A 17,853-nucleotide genomic window follows, 5' to 3' on the forward strand; every position below is an offset into this window, starting at 1 on the left:
GCATGACCTGGCATGCATATCCGTAATACAGTAGTGGCATGAGTATTCTTGTATGTGGCGGCGCCGGCTACATCGGCGCACATGTAGTACGGCTTCTCCAGCAGCGCGGTGAACGCGTCATCGTCGTCGACGACTTGTCGTATGGAACGGCTGACCGTATCGGCGACGCGAAACTCATCAAAATCGATTGCGCATCCGATGAAGCTCGCGGCGTTCTGACCAACGCCATGGTCGATGAGGACGTGGACGCAGTAATCCACTTCGCCGCCCGCAAGCAGGTTGGCGAATCGGTGGAGCGCCCCGCCTGGTACTACCAACAGAACATCGGCGGCCTCGCCAACATGCTTCTGGCAATGCAGGACGCAGGCGTCACCCGCATGATCTTTTCCTCTTCGGCCGCGGTGTATGGCATGCCGCCCGTCGAGGTCGTCCCCGAAGACATCGAGAAGAAACCAATCAACCCATACGGCGAGACCAAGCTCATCGCCGAGTGGATGATGGCGGACTGTGAACGCGCATGGGACCTGAACTGGATCGGCCTGCGCTACTTCAACGTGGCAGGTGCGGGGTGGAACGACCTGGAAGACCCCGCGACCCTCAACCTGATTCCAATGGTGCTGGATCGCATTTCCAAGGGCGAGTCCGCCAAGATCTTCGGCACAGATTACCCCACGCCGGATGGCACCTGCATCCGCGACTACATCCACGTGCGCGACCTGGCTCAGGCACACATCGCCGCACTTGATGCTCTTGAAGATGGAAAGCCGGAACATCGCGTGTTCAACGTTGGCACTGGGAAAGGCACATCCGTTCGCGAGGTCATAGACGGTTTGCGCGAAGTGTCGGGCTGGGACTTCCCGGTCGAGGAGCTGGATCGCCGCGCCGGCGACCCGCCTCAGCTCATCGGCGATTCGTCCCGTATCCGCAAGGACCTGAACTGGACGCCCGAACTGGATGTCCATGACATCCTCAGCTCCGCATGGGAAGCGTGGCAGGCCGGCCCTCGTCACTTTGAGGTTCCCGCCAGCAACTAGGAGCCGGCGGAGTTTACAGGCTCACGGGTCGCCCTCGTCATTGGTGTTTTCGACAGTGACGAGGGCGGCTTTGTCATGTCGCCGCCAAGGATAGGGGAGCGTGCGCACGTGGTGGCGCTCGTTTAGTCTGCAGGTGGCGCGCACCATTGAGTGTCGGCCGACTACAAGGTGGACCGCACTAGCGACCTACCCGTCAAGCTGGTTGAGGTCCTCTGGCGTGATCTGGCCGCGTGCGACTTTGGCGAAGAACTCGGGCGCGGTTGTATCGCGCAGCAAAACGGCTGAGCCAGATCCGATTTCAAAGCCCATGGATTCGATGGGCGGTGCACCCATGAGTTGGGCGTCACTGGCTGACTTGAATGCCCACACCAATCGGGCAAGGTCGGTTGAATATGCGGACTTGTCGGCGGTGAGTGAACTCGCTCCGGCGCGTTCAACTCTCAGGGTGGCTATCGGGTTGAGCAGGACACTGGGGGACAGGGCCGTGCTGATGGTCTTGGTGATGACCTGGCGTTGGCGCTCGGCTCTGCCGATGTCACCGAGCGGATCTGAATAACGCATGCGTGAAAATGCCAACGCGGTGCGACCATCGGCGTCGTGGCATCCGGCCTGCCAGTTCAGCTCGGACAGCTCGTCATTCACGTCCATGTCGAGGCACAAATTGATGCCCCCCAGCGCGTCAACGATTGTTCCCACGCCGCCCATTCCGATTTCGACGTAGTGATCCACGGTGAGTCCGGTAAGCGATTCGACCGTTGCGACCAGCTGGTTGGGACCTCCCAGGGAGTAGGCTGCGTTGAGCTTGATGTCGCCGTAGTCCGGATCCGACACGTACGTGTCGCGAGGCAGTGAAATTGCGGTGGCCTGACTGTTGGGCGCGACGTTGATCAGCAGAATCGAGTCGGCTCGAGCGCCCTCGGTACCGTCAGCGACGGCTCCATCGGCCCGGGAATCTGAACCGACGAGCAGGTATGTGGTGCCAGGAGTGTCCGCGTTCGTGGTGAGTGCGTCAACTCGCCCGAGGTGCTGGTTCGCATCCCAGACGAGGAATGCCGGCCATCCGATGATGAGCACCAGAATGATGACGAGGACGAGTGGCCAGCGCCTGTGACGCCGGCGTCGCGGGCGTGCGCGGTCGCGCGCGGATGAGCTGGAGGGTTCTGAGGGGCCATATGGGCCGGACGAGCCGTACTGTTGCGCTGGATGCGAACGCTCAGGAATCGTCCATTGGCGTGGCGGATGAAAAGCCTGCTGGCGCGGCGTCGCGGGAGTCCCGTCATCGTTGGTGCCAGAGAGCGCAGCGCGTTGAGATTGAAGCTGACGCACCTGGTCGGCCGGCAGGAACGAGGGTGGCTGGTGCCGCTGATTGCGCGGCGTGGTGTGTGATGGCATGCGCCTGGTTGGCTCCACCGGCTGATTGTGAGCGGAGGATTGCTGTGAGGACTGGGTGCCGGAGCTGTGTGAGGACGCACGGCCCAGGTGGACAGGGCCGCCACGATCTGCACGCGAATGTGAATCAGCGTGGGTAGCGCTGCTTCCTCTGGACTGTTGGACGCGAGAAGAGCTGGATGATGGGTCAGGAGTACCACGGCGAGCATACGGATCACGGAAGGAACGGCGCTGAGGTGTGGCCGCGGGGTTCGGATTTGCGGGAGCATCAGATGCTGTGCGGAGGTGGCTCGCTGCACTGCGGCCTGGCGAGCGCTGCGCATCTGGCGTGCGGCGATGCTCGGAGGTTTTGTGCGCATCATTGGCACGAGGGCGAGACCGACCCGGGTCAGGTGCAAATGACGGGGGATGGTCTGTCACGTCGAATATTCCTTACTCGTTGAGTTCTTCGGCAGTGCGTCGCATGCAATCGAGAATGCACAGCATCATAGAAGCGAGAGACTTCGCGGCACGCCAATGGGTACCGGTGTCAAATTTACGTTGTATTGGGCTCAAGGTGCTCGTATGCCTGATCGGTGTCTCAAATCCTGTCGCTCAGTGTGGCGCCGAGTGGTCGCTTGCACGCGACCACTCGGCACAACAAAAACGACGAGGACGCGTGCGAAACGTATCGGCTTGACGTTTAGTGGCCGGTCGGAGGACAACTTGGGGTGCTCTCAGCTGACTCATCTGAGAGATCCTCTGACAGTGGATCAGGGCTCGGCGCCTCGTTGGTTGCATTATCGCCGTCAATCTCGGTGTTATCAGAGTCGTCGAATGCCCCGGAGCTGTCATCACTGGATTGTCCATCACTCTCAGGGTAGGGGACTGTGCGCATCACGCCGTTGCCGTCGCGGTACTCGCTGCCAGGTGGGTACGGTTCATCGTTGGCAAGAGCGTTCCACACGTCAGTGGCGTCGGGCTCAACTGCGATGACCCTGTTGGGGTCGTAGTCGTCTGGCGTGTTCGGCATCATGAGGAATTGGATGTTTTCACGGCTGATACTTGCCAGTGACATGAGCAGTCCCGCGTCATCAGTGATGTCGGCGAATTCACTGGACATCTTGAGCGCCGCCAGAGTCTGCTTGAGGAACGACAGCAATGCCGGCATGTCGGTGATGAAGTTCTTCGACAACAAAGTTGTGAACATGACACCCACGAGTGCTTGCTGTCGGCTGATCCTCTCAATGTCGGACCCGTCAGAATCCTCCACTCCGTAGCGCACGCGCGCATAATCAAGAGCTCGCCGCCCATCGAGGTGCTGACAGCCCGGATCAAAGTAGATATCCGACTTGTAGTCCTCAATGTATGAAGGAACGTCAAACCAGACTCCGCCGAGCGCGTCCACCATATGCGCAAAACCAGCGAAATCGACGACTACGAACCCGTCCAGCTCAAGTCCTGTCAATAACTCGACAGTCGCTTTCGTGCATGCGATCCCGCCGGCGATGTCATCTTTGCCTGCCCCGTCAGCAAAGGCAGAGTTGAACTGACCATAGTGTTCGTAGGTCTCGTAGCCTTCGGCTGACTGGCATGAGGGGATCGTCGTCATCAGGTCGCGCGGAATCGACACCACCTGTACCCTCGAGCGATCCTGCGAGATGTGCACGATCATCGTGGTATCTGAGCGAATGGTGTCGATCTCGTCGGGATCGCCATACGCGTAGTCTGCGTTGTTACGCGAATCAATGCCGGAAACCAGAATGTTCAGTGCTTTGCCGGCGAAAGGATCCCCTGGTGGTTTCTCTTCGTCGGTCTTGCCACCCTTGTCGAAATCGCTGATATCGATGATGTTTTCGGAGAGTTGGTCACGAAAATCTTTAATCACAAAGAAGCCTGTACAGCCTGCTAACAATACAAGCGAGACCAGCACGCCGAGGACAGCGCGAATCGCGCTGAAGTATCGAACTTCAGTGGCGCTGTGTTGCATTGCGCGAAACGCAAGAAATCGATTGGCTGTACTCATTGAGTGTGATTGTACCGGAAAATCGTTATCCAAACGTTATTGAGACTGCAAGGTTTGTCGTGTCGTTCCCCATGCATATGCGGCCCCTGGCGTGCCAGCGTACGCAGCCCGAGGTCAAAGCGCCGTCGTTGCTCAGATTGACCGCCGATGCTACTTGTCGTCAGCGTCATTGTCGAGGGGGGCGCCGGCATCTTTCGTTTCATCGCCATCTGGCACAGGTTCCGTTGAATCCTTGGCATCGGCAGGGAAAACGCTGTCAGAGGTTGTCCCAGAATATGCATCGTCATCACGATAGTGAGGAAGCGGCGGGTGTGTTGACAGCGCGATAGCGCGAGCTAACTGCGTTAAACGTTTTTCCGTATCGGCATCGCGCCGATACGTCGTGGCAACTTGCATGAAGAAAGCCAAAACCAACGCGTAGAGCAGGAGGTTGATGCCTCGCTCCACGCCCAGCCATTCGGCCAGACGGTTCAGCAGACCGGGAAAGAGCACCGCGAATGCTGCAAAGACGATCATCAGCAGCATGCCGAGGCGTTTGAGCGCCAGTTGGTTCGGATTGCGTATGGGACGCATGACGAACCATGCCAGCAGTAGCAGCCCCGCCAGCAGGAGTAGCTTGATAAGCCAGTAATTTGTCAACATGTCGCTCACCCCATCAGCAATTCGACGAGGATATTAATGGAGTTCAGCAGTGACTGTCCCTTGGAGCGCGAGTAGTCGGTGTAAATGATCGTGACCGGAAATTCCAGCCACTTCATCTTTGAACGCGCCAGTTGGGCAACGATTTGAGAAGCATGTGCCATACGGTTTTGCGTCAAATGCACGTGTTCGACAGCGTCGCGGCGCAGTAATCGCAGACCGTTGTGCGCATCGGTCAGTTTCATTCCGGTGCGCACGCGAGTCACCAGCGCTGCCGTTTTCAGCACCACACGCTTGAAACTGGAAATATCGACGTGACCTTCAAGGAAGCGGGAGCCGAAGATAATCGGCGTGTCGGTATCGATTGAGGTGCGGCGCATCGCAACGGCATCTTCGACGCGGTGTTGTCCATCGGCATCAAAGGTGACGGCGTAGGTGCCGTCGGTGCGGGTGAGGAAGTATTCGAATCCAGTTTGTAGCGCTGCGCCCTGACCGAGGTTAATGGGATGCGTCACCACGTGTGCCCCGGCTAGACGCGCCTGTCTGGCGGAATCATCTTTTGACCCGTCATCCACGCACACAATGTTCGGGAACGTGCGCCGCGCCTGCTGGATCACCTGTCCGACAACTGTGGCCTCGTTATATAAAGGCACAATCAGCCACGTGTCCTCATATCGCTCCATGCTGGCATTATTCCACACCGGTGCGCACGCTCTGCCTGCGCATTGCCGAAGTGTGCGGGTGGTGCCTGTGATCTTGGGCTGTGAGTGCGTATGATTAAGTGGCTACAGTACGTCAGGAGGGTATATGCCCAGAATTGTTGATACTGCCGATGTTGCATCGAGCGCGTCCATTGGCGAAGGCTCCAGCATCTGGCATCTCGCCCAGGTACGCGAAGATGCTCACATCGGTGAAAACTGCATCGTTGGCCGTGGCGCCTATATCGGCGAGGGCGTTCGCATGGGGAACAACTGCAAAGTGCAGAACTACGCCCTTGTCTATGAGCCCGCATCCCTTGCCGATGGTGTCTTTATCGGTCCGGCAGCAGTCCTGACCAACGATCACTTCCCCAGGGCCGTCAACCCGGATGGAACCATCAAATCTGCATCTGACTGGGAGCCGGTTGGCGTCACCATCAAGGAAGGCGCCGCAATTGGCGCTCGCAGCGTGTGCGTGGCGCCCGTGACGATCGGCGCGTGGTCCACAGTCGCTGCCGGAGCAGTCGTCACGAAGGACGTCCCTGATTTCGCCCTTGTTGCCGGCGTGCCAGCCAGGCGCATTGGGTGGGTCGGCCGCTCGGGCGCACGCCTTGAACCAGTGGATCGACATGACATTGACGAGGGCGCCCGCAGCGCTCTCGAACCGGTGAACGAGGGGCAGACACTGTACCGCTGCCCTTTGACTGGTGACCTGTACTACGAAGAACAATCAAGTGATGGACAGACAACGTTGAAAGAGGTTTCTCACTAATGGAACGTGCATTTATCCCGCCTGCAAAGCCACTGATCGGTGACGACGAGCGTCAGGCTGTTGACGATGTGCTCGCAACCGGAATGGTTGTTCAGGGCCCTCAGGTCAAGGCTTTCGAAGAAGAATTCTCTGAGCAGGTTGTCGCAGGCGTGAACTGCGTGGCCGTCAACTCCGGCACATCAGCTCAGCACGTCGCCACGCTGGCCTCACAGCTGCCGGAAGGCTCTGAAGTCATCGTTCCGTCGTTTACCTTCGCTGCCACCGGCAACTCCGTTGCCATCGCCGGAGCCAACCCTGTGTTCGCTGATATTGACGTCAACACGTTCACCCTCGATCCGGCCAGCGTTGAAGCTGCAATCACTGACAAGACCGTAGCCATCGAGGTCGTGCACCTGTACGGCCTGCCGGCCAACATGCCAGCCATCCTTGAGATCGCCAAGAAGCACAATCTGCTGGTCTTCGAAGACTGCGCTCAGGCACACGCCGCGTCGATCAACGGCAAGCCGGTGGGTACGTTCGGCAGTTGGGGATCCTTCTCCTTCTACCCGACGAAGAACATGACGTCCCTTGAGGGCGGCATGGTCACCACCGCTGACGATGAGCTTGCTCGCCGCTGCCGCCTGATCCGTAACCAGGGCATGGAAAAGCAGTACGCCAATGAGTTGGTCGGTCTGAACAACCGTATGACTGATGTGGCTGCTGCTGTTGGTCGCACACAGCTGAAGAAACTCGCAGGCTGGACGAAGACCCGCAAGGAGAACGCTGCAAAGCTCAGCGAGGGTCTCGCCTCTGTGAACGGAGTGGTCACCCCGACCGTGCCGGAAGGCTACTCACACGTCTACCACCAGTACACAATCCGTCTGGAAGGCGCGACCGGCGAGGAACGTGATGCATTCCGCGACGCACTGAAAGACCAATGGCAGGTCGGCTCCGGCGTGTACTACCCGATCCCGAATCACCGCCTGCAGTCCCTGGCACCCTACGCTGAGGGTCTTGAACTGCCGAACACGGAAAAGGCTGCCCGCGAGGTTGTCTCCCTGCCGGTTCACCCCTCCCTGTCGGCTGAAGACCTGGATCGCATCGTTGAGGCCGTGTCCGCATGCGCCAAGGCTGGAGCGTGAGTCGCATGACATCATCAGCACCCGAGCGGCATCGCATCGAAAAAGGACAGCCTATTCGCGTAGGTGTCCTCGGCATCGGTTCGATGGGACGTCACCACGTGCGCAATGCACGCTCAACCGAAGGGTTCGAACTGGTCGGCATTGCCGATCCCAGCGGTGACCGCTTCGGCGTTGCCGGTGACATGCCTGTTCTTCCAGACGTTGATGCTCTGATCGAAACCGGGATTGACGCCGCCATTGTTGCTGTCCCCACCATTTTCCACGAGGAAGCGGCTCTCAAACTGGCTGAAGCTGAGGTTCACACACTGGTTGAAAAACCGCTTGCCGCAAGTGTCGAGGCCGGACAGCGTCTGGCTGACGCGTTCAACGCAGCAGGACTTGTCGGCGCTGTTGGCTACGTGGAGCGTTGCAACCCGGCGATCATGGAGATGCGTCGCCGCGTTCAGGACGGCCAGCTCGGTCAGGTCTACCAGATCGTCACGCGTCGCCAGTCCCCATTCCCTGCACGCATTTCAGACGTGGGCGTTGTCAAGGATCTGGCCACTCACGACGTGGATCTGGCCGCATGGGTCGCCGGCTCCACCTATGCCGAACTGTTCGCTCAGACCGCATACCGGTCAGGGCGTGAACACGAGGACATGGTCACGGTGTCGGGTCGATTCGCTAACGGAGTGCTGGTCAACCACCTGGTCAATTGGCTCACTCCGTACAAGGACCGCACCACGATCGTCACCGGCGAGCATGGCGCGCTGGTCGCCAACACCGTGATGGGGGATCTGACCTTCTTCGAAAATGGCCAGATGCCTGTCCAGTGGGATCAGATCGCCGCATTCCGCGGAGTGTCCGAAGGTACCATGACGCGCTACGCGTTGACCAAGCGTGAGCCGATCGCCGTGGAGCAGGAGCACTTCCGTGACGCCATTTGGGGCGTTGGCGATGAGCACGTCACGATGAATGACGGCCTTGCTGCGCTGCGCGTAGTCGAAGCAATCCTGAAGTCCGCTTCATCCAATGAGGTCGTGCACTTCGATAACTGAATACTGACGCACTTGTCAGGTCACCACTTAACTTGGTGACCGCCGGACGCCCTCGTTCATTCCATGTGGATTGGCGAGGGCGTTCATGCGCCCAGAATCTCACCAACTTTCCTGCTGAATGCGGGAGCCATTGTCTTCGCATAGTCGAGCGTGACGTGATTGTCGTCAAGGTAGACGGAAATGTTTCCGATGAGGGTCGGGCACACCTGATCGAAACAGAAAGCCTGATCCGTCATGTCAATCTGCATGAAGTCAAGGCTGGAGCTGAGCTGGTCGGTCGGATCAGCGTCAGGGAAATACGCAGCGCGCTCCAACAGGCATCCGCCGTACGTCCCGTCGGTTGGATTGGAATCAGAGCAGTCAAAGAGGTTCCGCTCTGAGCGCAGATTGTCGCGCACACCGACCACCGGGATCCCACGCTCATTCAGGTAGGTGACGAGGTCTTCCAGACCGCTGACCAGGCTTTCATCATGGGAATCAGGAGAAGCGGCCGTACTGACCAGCATCACCGCATCGAAGTCGTGCATGTCCATGTAGTCCAGCAGATTCTGGTTGCGTTCCTGACAGGTCCCCTCGTAGCTGTCCGGCATTCCCCACGAGCACCCGCCCTGCAGGACGGCAGTCGCATTCCATTGTGCCGCGTCCAGGAACATGCTGACCTGCGTCAGAATCATCTGTTCAGCGTGAGAATCTCCGGCAATCAGAATGTGGCCTTCGGAGTGCTGGTCATCTGCCGCATAGGTTCGGCACGACCCGTCGTCAGTGTTGAACAGGCGTTGTCCATCCGCGTCACACGGATTGGAATACGAGGCCCACTGCTTGTCCAAGGCAAACGGGCTGGGCAGCGGATCCTCGTCAAAAACAACCGGCTGCATGTTGCCGTCAGTGGTCGCATCGCTGTCAGATGCGGAGTATGTGCTCTCACTGCTCGTGTCGAAAATCGTGGCACCGGGGTGAGTTTCGGAGACCACGTTATTCTGCAGATCCGTGAGGTTCATCAGGTCGTCCTGAGCTTTGACATGCAGAGTCCAGTACGTGGCGGCCAGAGGCACACCTCCAGCCAGAACGCTTGCCAACGCCACGATCGCCTTGTTGCGGGTACGTGCATTGACCCAGCGACCCTTGCGCGCCGGATCATCGACTGCACGGGTCAGAACTATTGCGACAACGATGGACACTGCGATGGCAAGCAGTCCCTCGATCACCGTGAGTCGGTGCTGGCCGAGGGCAGCCAGCGTGAGCGTGAAAATGGGCCAGTGAACCAGATATACGGCGTAGGAAATGTCGCCCAGATTCGGCAGCGGCCGCGTGGACAGAAATGCTGCGGCTGAGCGAGGCGATTTGCTGGGGAAGAGAAGGATTGTGGAAACCGCGAGCATGGGGACTGCGGCCATGGGACCTGGATAGGTGCCGATGCTCACCAGGCTGTAGATCACCAGGACGACCAGACCCACCCATGACATCAGGCGGCCCCAGGGGCGCAGGTGACGGAGCCATGGCGCTGCGGCTGCGATTGCTGAGCCGAGGGAGAACTCCCAGATTCGTGCACGTGTATCGAAATAAATGCTCGCGTCATCTGGGGCCGCAGTCAGGAGCCACATCAGTGACGCAACGGTCATTAGCGTGAATGCAGTGCAGACGACAGGGCGAATCAGGTGCCGCTTCCTGCGTGCCAGCAGAACACACAACGTCATGAGGAATGGCCAGAGCAGGAACACCTGGCCCTGCATTGACATGGACCACAGGTGCTGCAGAGGGCTGGCAAGCCCGGAGTCATTGGCGTAGTAGTCGGCGGCAACCGACACCAGGCGCCAGTTCTGCCAGTAGGTCACTGACGCGAATCCCTGGATGGCCTGTTCGACCCACCGTGAGCGCGGAAGAATGATGAAAGAGGCAATAACGGTGGCGAAGACAGTGACGACGAGGGGCGGAAGAAGCCGCTTGAATGTGTTGGCCCAGCGCTCCAGGAAAAACGGCATGCGTCCGGCTTCTGAACGACGCACGAATGACGACGTCATTCAGATAAGCGGAAATCATGATGAATGCGTCAACACCGATGGGGGAGCCGATGCGCCATGCGTGGTAGAGAAGCACCTGCACCATGCAGATCGCCCGCAGACCCTGGATATCGAAGCGACGGGGAGACGCTTTGATGGGCTGCGCGGCTACATGAGGAGGCGTTGAAGGGCCTTGTGGGCGCTCGCGGCTCAATGCCGAACGCGGGTGTGCTTCAACATTCACAGTTATCGAAGCTATCACGGGGTAGATCAGAAAGCGTATCGTCATGCGGCTTGGAAAGGGCGAAAGTGATGTGACATTTGGCTGTCCTTTATGTGGGGGACTTGCCCTGAGTGACCTGAAGAACCGCCAATATGTGCATATTAGAATGCTATGAGCACGTTGATGATATGAGGTGGAATGATAAAAATCGCTCGTTATTTCAGTGCCGCTGTTTTCCTTTCTCTTGCGGCTGCGAGTATGCCCGTCGCCGCTCTCGCAACGGATAGCGACTACTTGGAAGACGACCAGACGGCAGGAAGCCAAGGAACATCGACCGAAGAAGACAGGTCGACATCTTCTTCTGAGGATCCAGCACATACTGGTGCGGTAGAAGGCGCTCCTGAGGAGGCTGGGAATATTGGCCAAGCTGATGAGTGGAAAGATCCTGAAGGCAGCGGGCTTGAAGAAGAGACCAGTGCTCGCGAAGAAGATTCCTCTCAACCGCAAGATCCACCTGACGACTTTTCGCCCCAGACTTCTGTGAGATCACATGACGGCGGCATCGTGTCCGTCCAGTCAACAGAAGTCATCGGCAACGGCTGGACTGTCGGGGACATATACAACGCCGGGAATTTTGACGCCAGCGGAAGCGGCGACCTGTTTCTTGTCACGGGTGACGGAACGCTGTGGTTGTATCCCCGTTCCTCTCCCACAACCTTTCAACCACGTCAACGTGTCGGCCAAGGATGGGCAACACTGCCGCATGTGATGGCTGGCATCGACTTTGATGGTGATGGCCACACAGATGTCCTGGGCGTTCACCCCAATGGGGCGCTTGTTTTGTACCCGGGGTCGGGATCAGGATCCTTCAAGGCATCCAGACAGGTTGGACAGGGTTGGGCTATTTTTGATCGGTTGATTGCGATTCAGCGTGGTCCAGGTGGCAATGCAGCAGTTCTCGCTTTCAGAGATAACCAGATGAGCGTATACGGAACAGATGGTAAAGGAACGTGGAAAGCGCCTCGTCCCGGGAGTTTCCCGAATCATCATTGCGCGCCATTCCCGGCGAGCGATCTTTTCGACACGGGTCATTCATCGATTATTTGCCTGTCATCAGATGGTGACGTTAATATGCATGCGACGACCGATGGACTGGCTTATTCGTCGTACGCTTCGTTGAAAACCTCTTTCGAGGCACCTGTTTTCGCCCAGTCCAACGGTTATGCGGGCGGTGGTGAGGGGAGTATCGATATTGCCGATGCTCGCGGCCTTCTTTATTCTGTGAAGGTTGCAGGCTTGAGTCGATCAAGTGATTCGGAGCCGTCGCATCCAGCACCTGAATCTCCTGGACCTGACGACGTGTGGTACGACATTAGCTTGTCGACCCACGAAATGATCGGAGTGGGCTGGCCGCAGTCAAGGGTGTATTCGATGGGCGATTTTGATGGGAATGGCCATGCAGATTTCGCTTTGGTTAATTCGAATGGTCAGCTGACTTTCTATCCCATGAACTCATCTACTCGCTTTGGCAGTCCGCGGGTTATTGGTCAGGGGTGGAATGCAGTTCGAGACATTTACACAGGAATTGACTTTAATGGGGACAATCGCAGCGATATATTAGCCCGCATGCCAGATGGAAGGCTGCGACTGTATCCTGGCGATGCACGCGGTGGATTCCTTGCGCCGTACTACGTTGGTCAGGGGTGGGGCAGCTTCGCGAAAGTTTGGTTGCTACGCAATGGGCCGAATCACCACCCGGCTATCTACGCATTGAACTCTGATCAAAGTCTCATGCTCTATTCGACAAATGGCCAAGGAACGTTCCTGCCGCCACGCAACCTCGGAAAAGTCGATGACCTGCTCTCTCATGCTTTTTCTGCAGATGACTGGAATAGCTCGGGTCGTTCAGATCTCATCTCCCGTGATGACAATGGTCACCTGTACGTTCTTCAGCAGAGCCAGAGTGGGCGCTTCGAACCACCACGACTCATAGGGTGGGGATGGCAGAGTATGTCGCCACTTCTTGTTGGAAATACCTCGCATTCATCCAAGGAGCTTGTTGCTGTGGACACGCGAGGGATCCTGCACCTGTACTCTTTCACCTACAGAGGAATTAACCGCTCCTTCAGGAGTATTCCCTTACCGAAACCGACGTATGCTCATCGGGTACAGGAAACCGATCAGTGGCTCACGCATCCCATTTCGTGGCAGGGACAACCTGACGGATCAACGTGCGGGCCGACGTCGATGTACATGGTTCTCAATTACCTGGGTTACCAGCAATCTCGCTATGCGACGCACAGCTTATCGATTTGGAATCTCGCATCTTCAAGCTACGCGGCAGTAGGAAGTGGTGCCTCAGGGGGAACATCGTGGGAACACCACCGGTTATCTGTCGGCCTGAACCGATGGATGGGAACTCAGTCCTACCGACAGACAACATTCCCCAGTGGGTGGGATTTCAGAAGCAAGGTTCTCGACAGTTTTCAGACAGGACGCCCGGTTCTGGTGGACACGATTGAGAGTTATGGAGGCCCCCACTATAACGGTCACACTGGGACCAGTTCGCACATCATTGTTGCGTATCGCTACCACAAATCAAATGCGACAGTGGGGTTTGTTGATCCGGGAGGGCCTGGATCTGCCATTACCGGATATAGCGCGCAGCGTTACTTTGATTACTTTGACGCTAACCGTTTTGCGGAGAATTTCCTCGGCAATTATGGCGGCGGCGGCCATGGAATGGTGTATTGATGCGCCGTACCCATCTGCAGTTTGTAGCTGGAGCACTAACGTGTGCTGCGATGTCGGGGCTGTGCGCATGTACAAGTTCCTTTACGGGGAGTATCCAGAGCGACCATGGCCAATCGGGCGCGCCTGAGGAGAATACCGGTGTGGCTCAGCAAAGCGAGCCGCAATCCCTGCCCGCAGCAGGAGGTCTGCGGGATCCCAGCACGTGTGAACGACAGGCGCGTGAACCCGCTGATATTTCTCGTGCAGTGCTGGCTGTCTTAGGCGAACCGATCTCGACGGAATCTGTCATTATTGATACGACCTCGCAAGCAATCGCCCCCTTCCGAAGCACGACTGTCGGGTCGACTATTGACAGCGGATCTCCACTGCAAATGATCGGCATGGGCGAAAGGGGCGAAGCTCTGGCGGTTGTGCAGGAACTGCCACGTGCTGAACATTCCAGTCCGACTCATGTAGGAATCATTGAAGGCAAGAAGTTTTATCCATTTGTGTCGACGAAACTGCTGCCGGAGCAACCGCCTACCGCGCTCACGCCGGCTCCTCTTGCAGGGACAATCGCACATGGCCACGCGATATGGACCGAACAGCTTTTCGACGGGACGCCGTCCAACGCGTGGTCCATGGCGTGGCGTGTGATGGGAGCGCCGCTGACGGGTCAGAAGATGGCGACCGAATTGCTCTCATCATGGGCGCTGACTGGTCAGAGCAGTCTTCCCGTCGCCTCCGGATGGGTTCCACCTGCTTTCGATGGCACATATGCGTATGTACCAGCTGTGCTCCCGGCCGATGGACAGGACAATGCATATGAGGAACAAATCCTCCAGGTCGCTTTGAACAATCCTGGAACTGTCATCTCGCGCGAACAGGGGCGTTTGCCCGCTGTCATTGGTACAGACGTGGGATGGATTCGTGACACGACCGGGAACGGACCAGAGTCAGAATCTGACGTATTCACCCTTCACTGGGCGAAGCCGAGCCGACACGATATTGAAATTCAGACAGGTGACTTTTTCAAAGTACAGTGGCTTGCGGGCGACGAACACTTTATTGTGATAGTTTTCCAGGATCAATGCTCCGCGCGTTCTTGGCTGGGGCGCTTCGATCGTGAAAAGGATGCTTTCACGGGGTGGGTCTATCAAAAGTCCGATGGAATTGCGTTATCGTTGAACGATTCAGTCGCAGTATGGGGCAATGGGTCAGGAAATGTCGGCTCTGAAATGTATCGATGGGACCTGATGACCGATAGTATTACCGCCCTGGGCGCTAACGAGGGATTTTCTGTTCCCTTCAGCGGAGGCCATTTGATGACAGCGATTCCTTCATTTGGAAAAGAATCGGGCGCGCCGCTAGTCCAATGGGCTCTTGAAAAGCCCATTGACTGAATGGTCGGTTGCTGAAAGCACTTCCGTTTTCAAACGGCCTCGGCTCAGAATGCCTTAGGTGAAAGGTGAGAATCGCCCCACCTACGAAGCCTCCTTTCCAGAGGTTTTTCGATCAATAAGTGGAGTCCGCCGGCCGCAGCAAGCGCGATGATGAATACGACGCACCACACAGGGATAGTCCACACTCCCCACGGAATGAGTCCAGTGAAGCTCTTGAAGGAATAGAGGACAGTAGCGTGGACGAGGTAAAAAGCATACGACCATTCACCGCCTGTCACGAGGAACCGGTGCCTCAGGGGCGAATAGCGCCCCTCAATGTCCGCCGACGCGCAGATGGCAATCATCAAGGCGTAGATGAGTGCCAGGATGACGGGCATGAGAGTATGTAGGGACGTGATGAAAAAGCTTGGATGGTCGTGGTATCGGGAATTCAGGAGCCAATAGAAAGCAATGACGCCAGCAATCATGATGTAGGCAGACCACGGGGGAAGCTGAAAGCGTACACCAGCGCGCAATAGGTGCGCGAGCGCCATTCCGAGGAAGAACTCCCAGACTCTCTCCAGCGGAGGGGAAATGACGAGTTCCGACGCACGAAGCAGGCACATGACAATACCTACTCCAATGGCGCACGTGAGGAGGGCGAAAGCAGTTTTCTTTTTCATTGTCGTGCGCGAATTCACTAAAGGGTGAAGGAAATAGAAAAACGCTTCACACGAAAGAGTCCAAGCCGCGGGATTTCCTGAAAACAGTACCGCAGGTTGGGTGGAAAATCCCTGGAGCAAGATGATTGACAGTGCAATGACTGGAAGTGAGAACTGCTTGACCCAGGACTGATCATCAGGCGGTGTGGAAAAAGAATAGAAAACGAAAAGACAGGGTATCAATGCCACGAGATGGGCCGGCCATATCCTGGCGAATCTTCTCCACCAGAATTGTCGAATGCCCGTTGACGGCGCGGCTGACCAAGTGAGGACGAAACCGGAAAGAACGAAGAAAAATGAAACACCCGTATATCCCACGTTCAGGAGCGACTGATGCCGAAGGGGTGCCAGATTCGCCATATGGTATGCGAAGACGCCAAATGCTGCCCACCATCGTAAGCCGGTCAGGGAATCAAGGCGTTTATGCATCGGCAATTTCTTATGACTGAGAATAGGAAGCGAGATCTATTGGTCGGCTGGCGGAAGTAGATTCTCATGCCCACACCACCCTTTTTCCACGAATTCCTTTGCCCATAGCCCGACTTGCTTTTTCCCGCACAGATATGCGCGGAGCTGCTGTAGGCGTGAAAGACTTGAATAAGCTTCGAAAGCCATAGGATGGTTCATCATAATGCGGACTGAACGATACTTGGCAATAAAGTTGTCGGCACGCGTAGCTTTTGCTACGGCTTGTAGGGGACGCTTTATGGCGGGTGTCAGTCGGATGGGTGCCTGATGAAATAGCCGTGCGTCACGGCCGGTTGCTTCCTGATAAAGATGGGAGGTAAATCTTGAATACCATTCGCGGGTAAGAGTCAGGTGCGATCCGCCCTTTAGCCATAGCATCCAAAATTCATGGTCCAGCATCGGCAGTGCCCACGAATAGCCAAAGAACTCGTACGTCGACATTGAATTATTGATATATTTAGCCTGTCTTTCCCTGAGGTTGAACCATTCGATAAGCTCTTGTGTCGCTCGGGGATTATTTCTGGAACCAATTTCTAAAGCTGCTCGTTGAAGTTCTGCTTGCCAAACCGGATCGCGGCCAATGGCATGATAGCAGCCTTGAAGATTAGCGTGGTGTTTAGTTATTGCGGCCAAGATCTCTTTGTACGAATGCCCTTTTTCGCAAAGATTTTCGTCGTGCATATTGCCGACAATCGTATGGCCAGGCAGGAAAACAGCATCGTCCTCGACGAGCTTGTTTTCTTTAATAACACTAAGTGGATACCAATCTTGAATGTGTGGGAGTGATGTTCCTTTCCAGGTTTTTCTGAGAAAGTGCTCGAAATCAGATCCTGTCACAGCTTTGTGGACTTTTGAAGTATCAAGGGGGACCACAAACCAGTCAATTCCTAATTCATTTGCAACCAGATGCGAGATGTTGACTTCGTCGCTGTCATCTTTTCCGTACGTAAATGCGATCACATTTTCGACATGTTTCAACCGTAGGTAGGATGCGAGAAGCCGTGAGTCGAGCCCTCCGGATAGAGGAAGGACAAGTTGCCTTTCCCCGACGACGTCGAGGAGGCGCCCTATGCTGCTATCGAGCGCATGCTTGAATAAGTCACTAAATTCTTCAGCATCGGTAACACTGTCTGGAGAGAAGGTATATCGCGTGTAAAGGCGAGACTCTTTCTCCCCATCTTTCTTAAGGATGACGTAGTGGGCGGCCTCAGTTGAACAAATGCTTTCTGCGAGAGTGTAAGGGCCGATACAAAAGCCTGTACTCTCAAATATCCGAGCCTGTTGGTCATTCCGCTCGAGTGATTTCAATGTGCGAGTAGCCTCGAAGTCGTCGGTAACTAACCACGTTCCGTTAACAAATGCATAGGCAAGCGGATGGGAACGAATCCGGTCACTGGCTATAATCGGGTTTTCCTCTCGCTCATCGACGATGGTCCAGTGGCCAGGAAGTTTCGCCAAAATGTCTTCATTTACGCCACTGGATAACATCTGCATGATGAGCTGCGTATCGCTGGACATTGACCAGACGTGGAGCCTGCCTGAAGAGTCTGTGACCCACCGGGGGGATGTCAGTTTGAGATCGAAAAACTTCATTAAACGCTCCCTTCGACGAGCGAATGTGGAAGAGCAGGAA

At 56.5% G+C, this 17,853-nt stretch carries 13 protein-coding genes; 6 read left to right on the forward strand and 7 right to left on the reverse strand.

The annotated features are described in order from the left end of the window. Nucleotides 1–38 precede the first annotated feature (38 nt). Nucleotides 39–1,034: a UDP-glucose 4-epimerase GalE gene (galE, locus tag AC1EJ1_RS07535; protein WP_058237059.1), complete on the forward strand. Its 996-nt coding sequence runs from the start codon at nucleotides 39–41 to the stop codon at nucleotides 1,032–1,034. 186 nt (nucleotides 1,035–1,220) lie between these two features. On the opposite strand, the gene AC1EJ1_RS07540 is transcribed toward galE, so the two are convergent. From AC1EJ1_RS07540 to AC1EJ1_RS07555, 4 genes are all read right to left on the reverse strand, one after another. Further along, nucleotides 1,221–2,843, reverse strand: a complete 1,623-nt coding sequence (locus AC1EJ1_RS07540; RefSeq protein WP_480295624.1) for an LCP family protein — start codon at nucleotides 2,841–2,843, stop codon at nucleotides 1,221–1,223. A 262-nt stretch (nucleotides 2,844–3,105) separates the two neighbouring features. After that, entirely contained in the window at nucleotides 3,106–4,290 is a 1,185-nt protein-coding gene (locus AC1EJ1_RS07545; protein ID WP_480295625.1) for an LCP family protein, read from the reverse strand. A 288-nt stretch (nucleotides 4,291–4,578) separates the two neighbouring features. Then, nucleotides 4,579–5,070, reverse strand: coding sequence for a DUF2304 family protein (locus AC1EJ1_RS07550; RefSeq protein ID WP_480295626.1), 492 nt, complete (start codon nucleotides 5,068–5,070; stop codon nucleotides 4,579–4,581). A gap of 5 nt (nucleotides 5,071–5,075) precedes the next feature. After that, nucleotides 5,076–5,750, reverse strand: coding sequence for a glycosyltransferase family 2 protein (locus tag AC1EJ1_RS07555; RefSeq protein ID WP_058237057.1), 675 nt, complete (start codon nucleotides 5,748–5,750; stop codon nucleotides 5,076–5,078). Nucleotides 5,751–5,874: 124 nt separating this feature from the next. Between AC1EJ1_RS07555 and AC1EJ1_RS07560 the strand changes: the two genes are divergently transcribed. Genes AC1EJ1_RS07560 through AC1EJ1_RS07570 form a run of 3 tightly spaced genes read left to right on the forward strand, consistent with a single transcriptional unit; the run spans nucleotide 5,875 to nucleotide 8,695 of the window. After that, entirely contained in the window at nucleotides 5,875–6,537 is a 663-nt protein-coding gene (locus AC1EJ1_RS07560; protein WP_058237056.1) for an acyltransferase, read from the forward strand. Then, nucleotides 6,537–7,658, forward strand: a complete 1,122-nt coding sequence (locus tag AC1EJ1_RS07565; protein WP_058237055.1) for a DegT/DnrJ/EryC1/StrS family aminotransferase — start codon at nucleotides 6,537–6,539, stop codon at nucleotides 7,656–7,658. The genes AC1EJ1_RS07560 and AC1EJ1_RS07565 overlap by 1 nt, the downstream gene beginning before the upstream one ends. Nucleotides 7,659–7,663: 5 nt before the next feature. Continuing rightward, nucleotides 7,664–8,695, forward strand: a complete 1,032-nt coding sequence (locus tag AC1EJ1_RS07570; protein ID WP_058237054.1) for a Gfo/Idh/MocA family protein — start codon at nucleotides 7,664–7,666, stop codon at nucleotides 8,693–8,695. 83 nt (nucleotides 8,696–8,778) lie between these two features. On the opposite strand, the gene AC1EJ1_RS07575 is transcribed toward AC1EJ1_RS07570, so the two are convergent. Next, nucleotides 8,779–10,713 carry an acyltransferase family protein gene (locus tag AC1EJ1_RS07575; RefSeq protein ID WP_480295627.1) on the reverse strand — a complete coding sequence of 645 codons (1,935 nt, stop codon included), beginning with the start codon at nucleotides 10,711–10,713 and terminating at the stop codon, nucleotides 8,779–8,781. A 400-nt stretch (nucleotides 10,714–11,113) separates the two neighbouring features. Between AC1EJ1_RS07575 and AC1EJ1_RS07580 the strand changes: the two genes are divergently transcribed. Both AC1EJ1_RS07580 and AC1EJ1_RS07585 read left to right on the forward strand, forming a co-directional pair. After that, the gene (locus tag AC1EJ1_RS07580) at nucleotides 11,114–13,669 is read left to right on the forward strand and encodes an FG-GAP-like repeat-containing protein (RefSeq protein ID WP_480295628.1); all 2,556 of its coding nucleotides are present in this window, start codon (nucleotides 11,114–11,116) and stop codon (nucleotides 13,667–13,669) included. A gap of 140 nt (nucleotides 13,670–13,809) precedes the next feature. Then, a complete protein-coding gene (locus AC1EJ1_RS07585; protein ID WP_480295629.1) occupies nucleotides 13,810–15,051 on the forward strand; it encodes a hypothetical protein in 1,242 nt (413 codons plus the stop codon). Between the two features lie 44 nt (nucleotides 15,052–15,095). On the opposite strand, the gene AC1EJ1_RS07590 is transcribed toward AC1EJ1_RS07585, so the two are convergent. Beyond that, nucleotides 15,096–16,181 (reverse strand): acyltransferase family protein, encoded by a 1,086-nt coding sequence (locus tag AC1EJ1_RS07590; protein WP_480295630.1) that lies wholly within the window; start codon nucleotides 16,179–16,181, stop codon nucleotides 15,096–15,098. Nucleotides 16,182–16,217: 36 nt separating this feature from the next. Then, complete coding sequence (locus AC1EJ1_RS07595) at nucleotides 16,218–17,813, reverse strand: asparagine synthase-related protein (protein ID WP_480295631.1); 1,596 nt, start codon at nucleotides 17,811–17,813, stop codon at nucleotides 16,218–16,220. Nucleotides 17,814–17,853: the final 40 nt, after the last annotated feature.

The organism is Pauljensenia sp. C0170B4 (assembly GCF_056590235.1).

Bases quoted from the DNA above. Each gene is read 5' to 3' on its own strand.
- AC1EJ1_RS07595 (WP_480295631.1), bottom strand. From the start codon at position 17,813: ATGAAGTTTTTCGATCTCAAACTGACATCCCCCCGGTGGGTCACAGAC.
- AC1EJ1_RS07560 (WP_058237056.1), top strand. From the start codon at position 5,875: ATGCCCAGAATTGTTGATACTGCCGATGTTGCATCGAGCGCGTCCATT.
- galE (WP_058237059.1), top strand. From the start codon at position 39: ATGAGTATTCTTGTATGTGGCGGCGCCGGCTACATCGGCGCACATGTA.
- AC1EJ1_RS07590 (WP_480295630.1), bottom strand. From the start codon at position 16,181: ATGCATAAACGCCTTGATTCCCTGACCGGCTTACGATGGTGGGCAGCA.
- AC1EJ1_RS07580 (WP_480295628.1), top strand. From the start codon at position 11,114: ATGATAAAAATCGCTCGTTATTTCAGTGCCGCTGTTTTCCTTTCTCTT.
- AC1EJ1_RS07575 (WP_480295627.1), bottom strand. From the start codon at position 10,713: ATGACGTCGTCATTCGTGCGTCGTTCAGAAGCCGGACGCATGCCGTTT.
- AC1EJ1_RS07570 (WP_058237054.1), top strand. From the start codon at position 7,664: ATGACATCATCAGCACCCGAGCGGCATCGCATCGAAAAAGGACAGCCT.
- AC1EJ1_RS07565 (WP_058237055.1), top strand. From the start codon at position 6,537: ATGGAACGTGCATTTATCCCGCCTGCAAAGCCACTGATCGGTGACGAC.
- AC1EJ1_RS07550 (WP_480295626.1), bottom strand. From the start codon at position 5,070: ATGTTGACAAATTACTGGCTTATCAAGCTACTCCTGCTGGCGGGGCTG.
- AC1EJ1_RS07555 (WP_058237057.1), bottom strand. From the start codon at position 5,750: ATGGAGCGATATGAGGACACGTGGCTGATTGTGCCTTTATATAACGAG.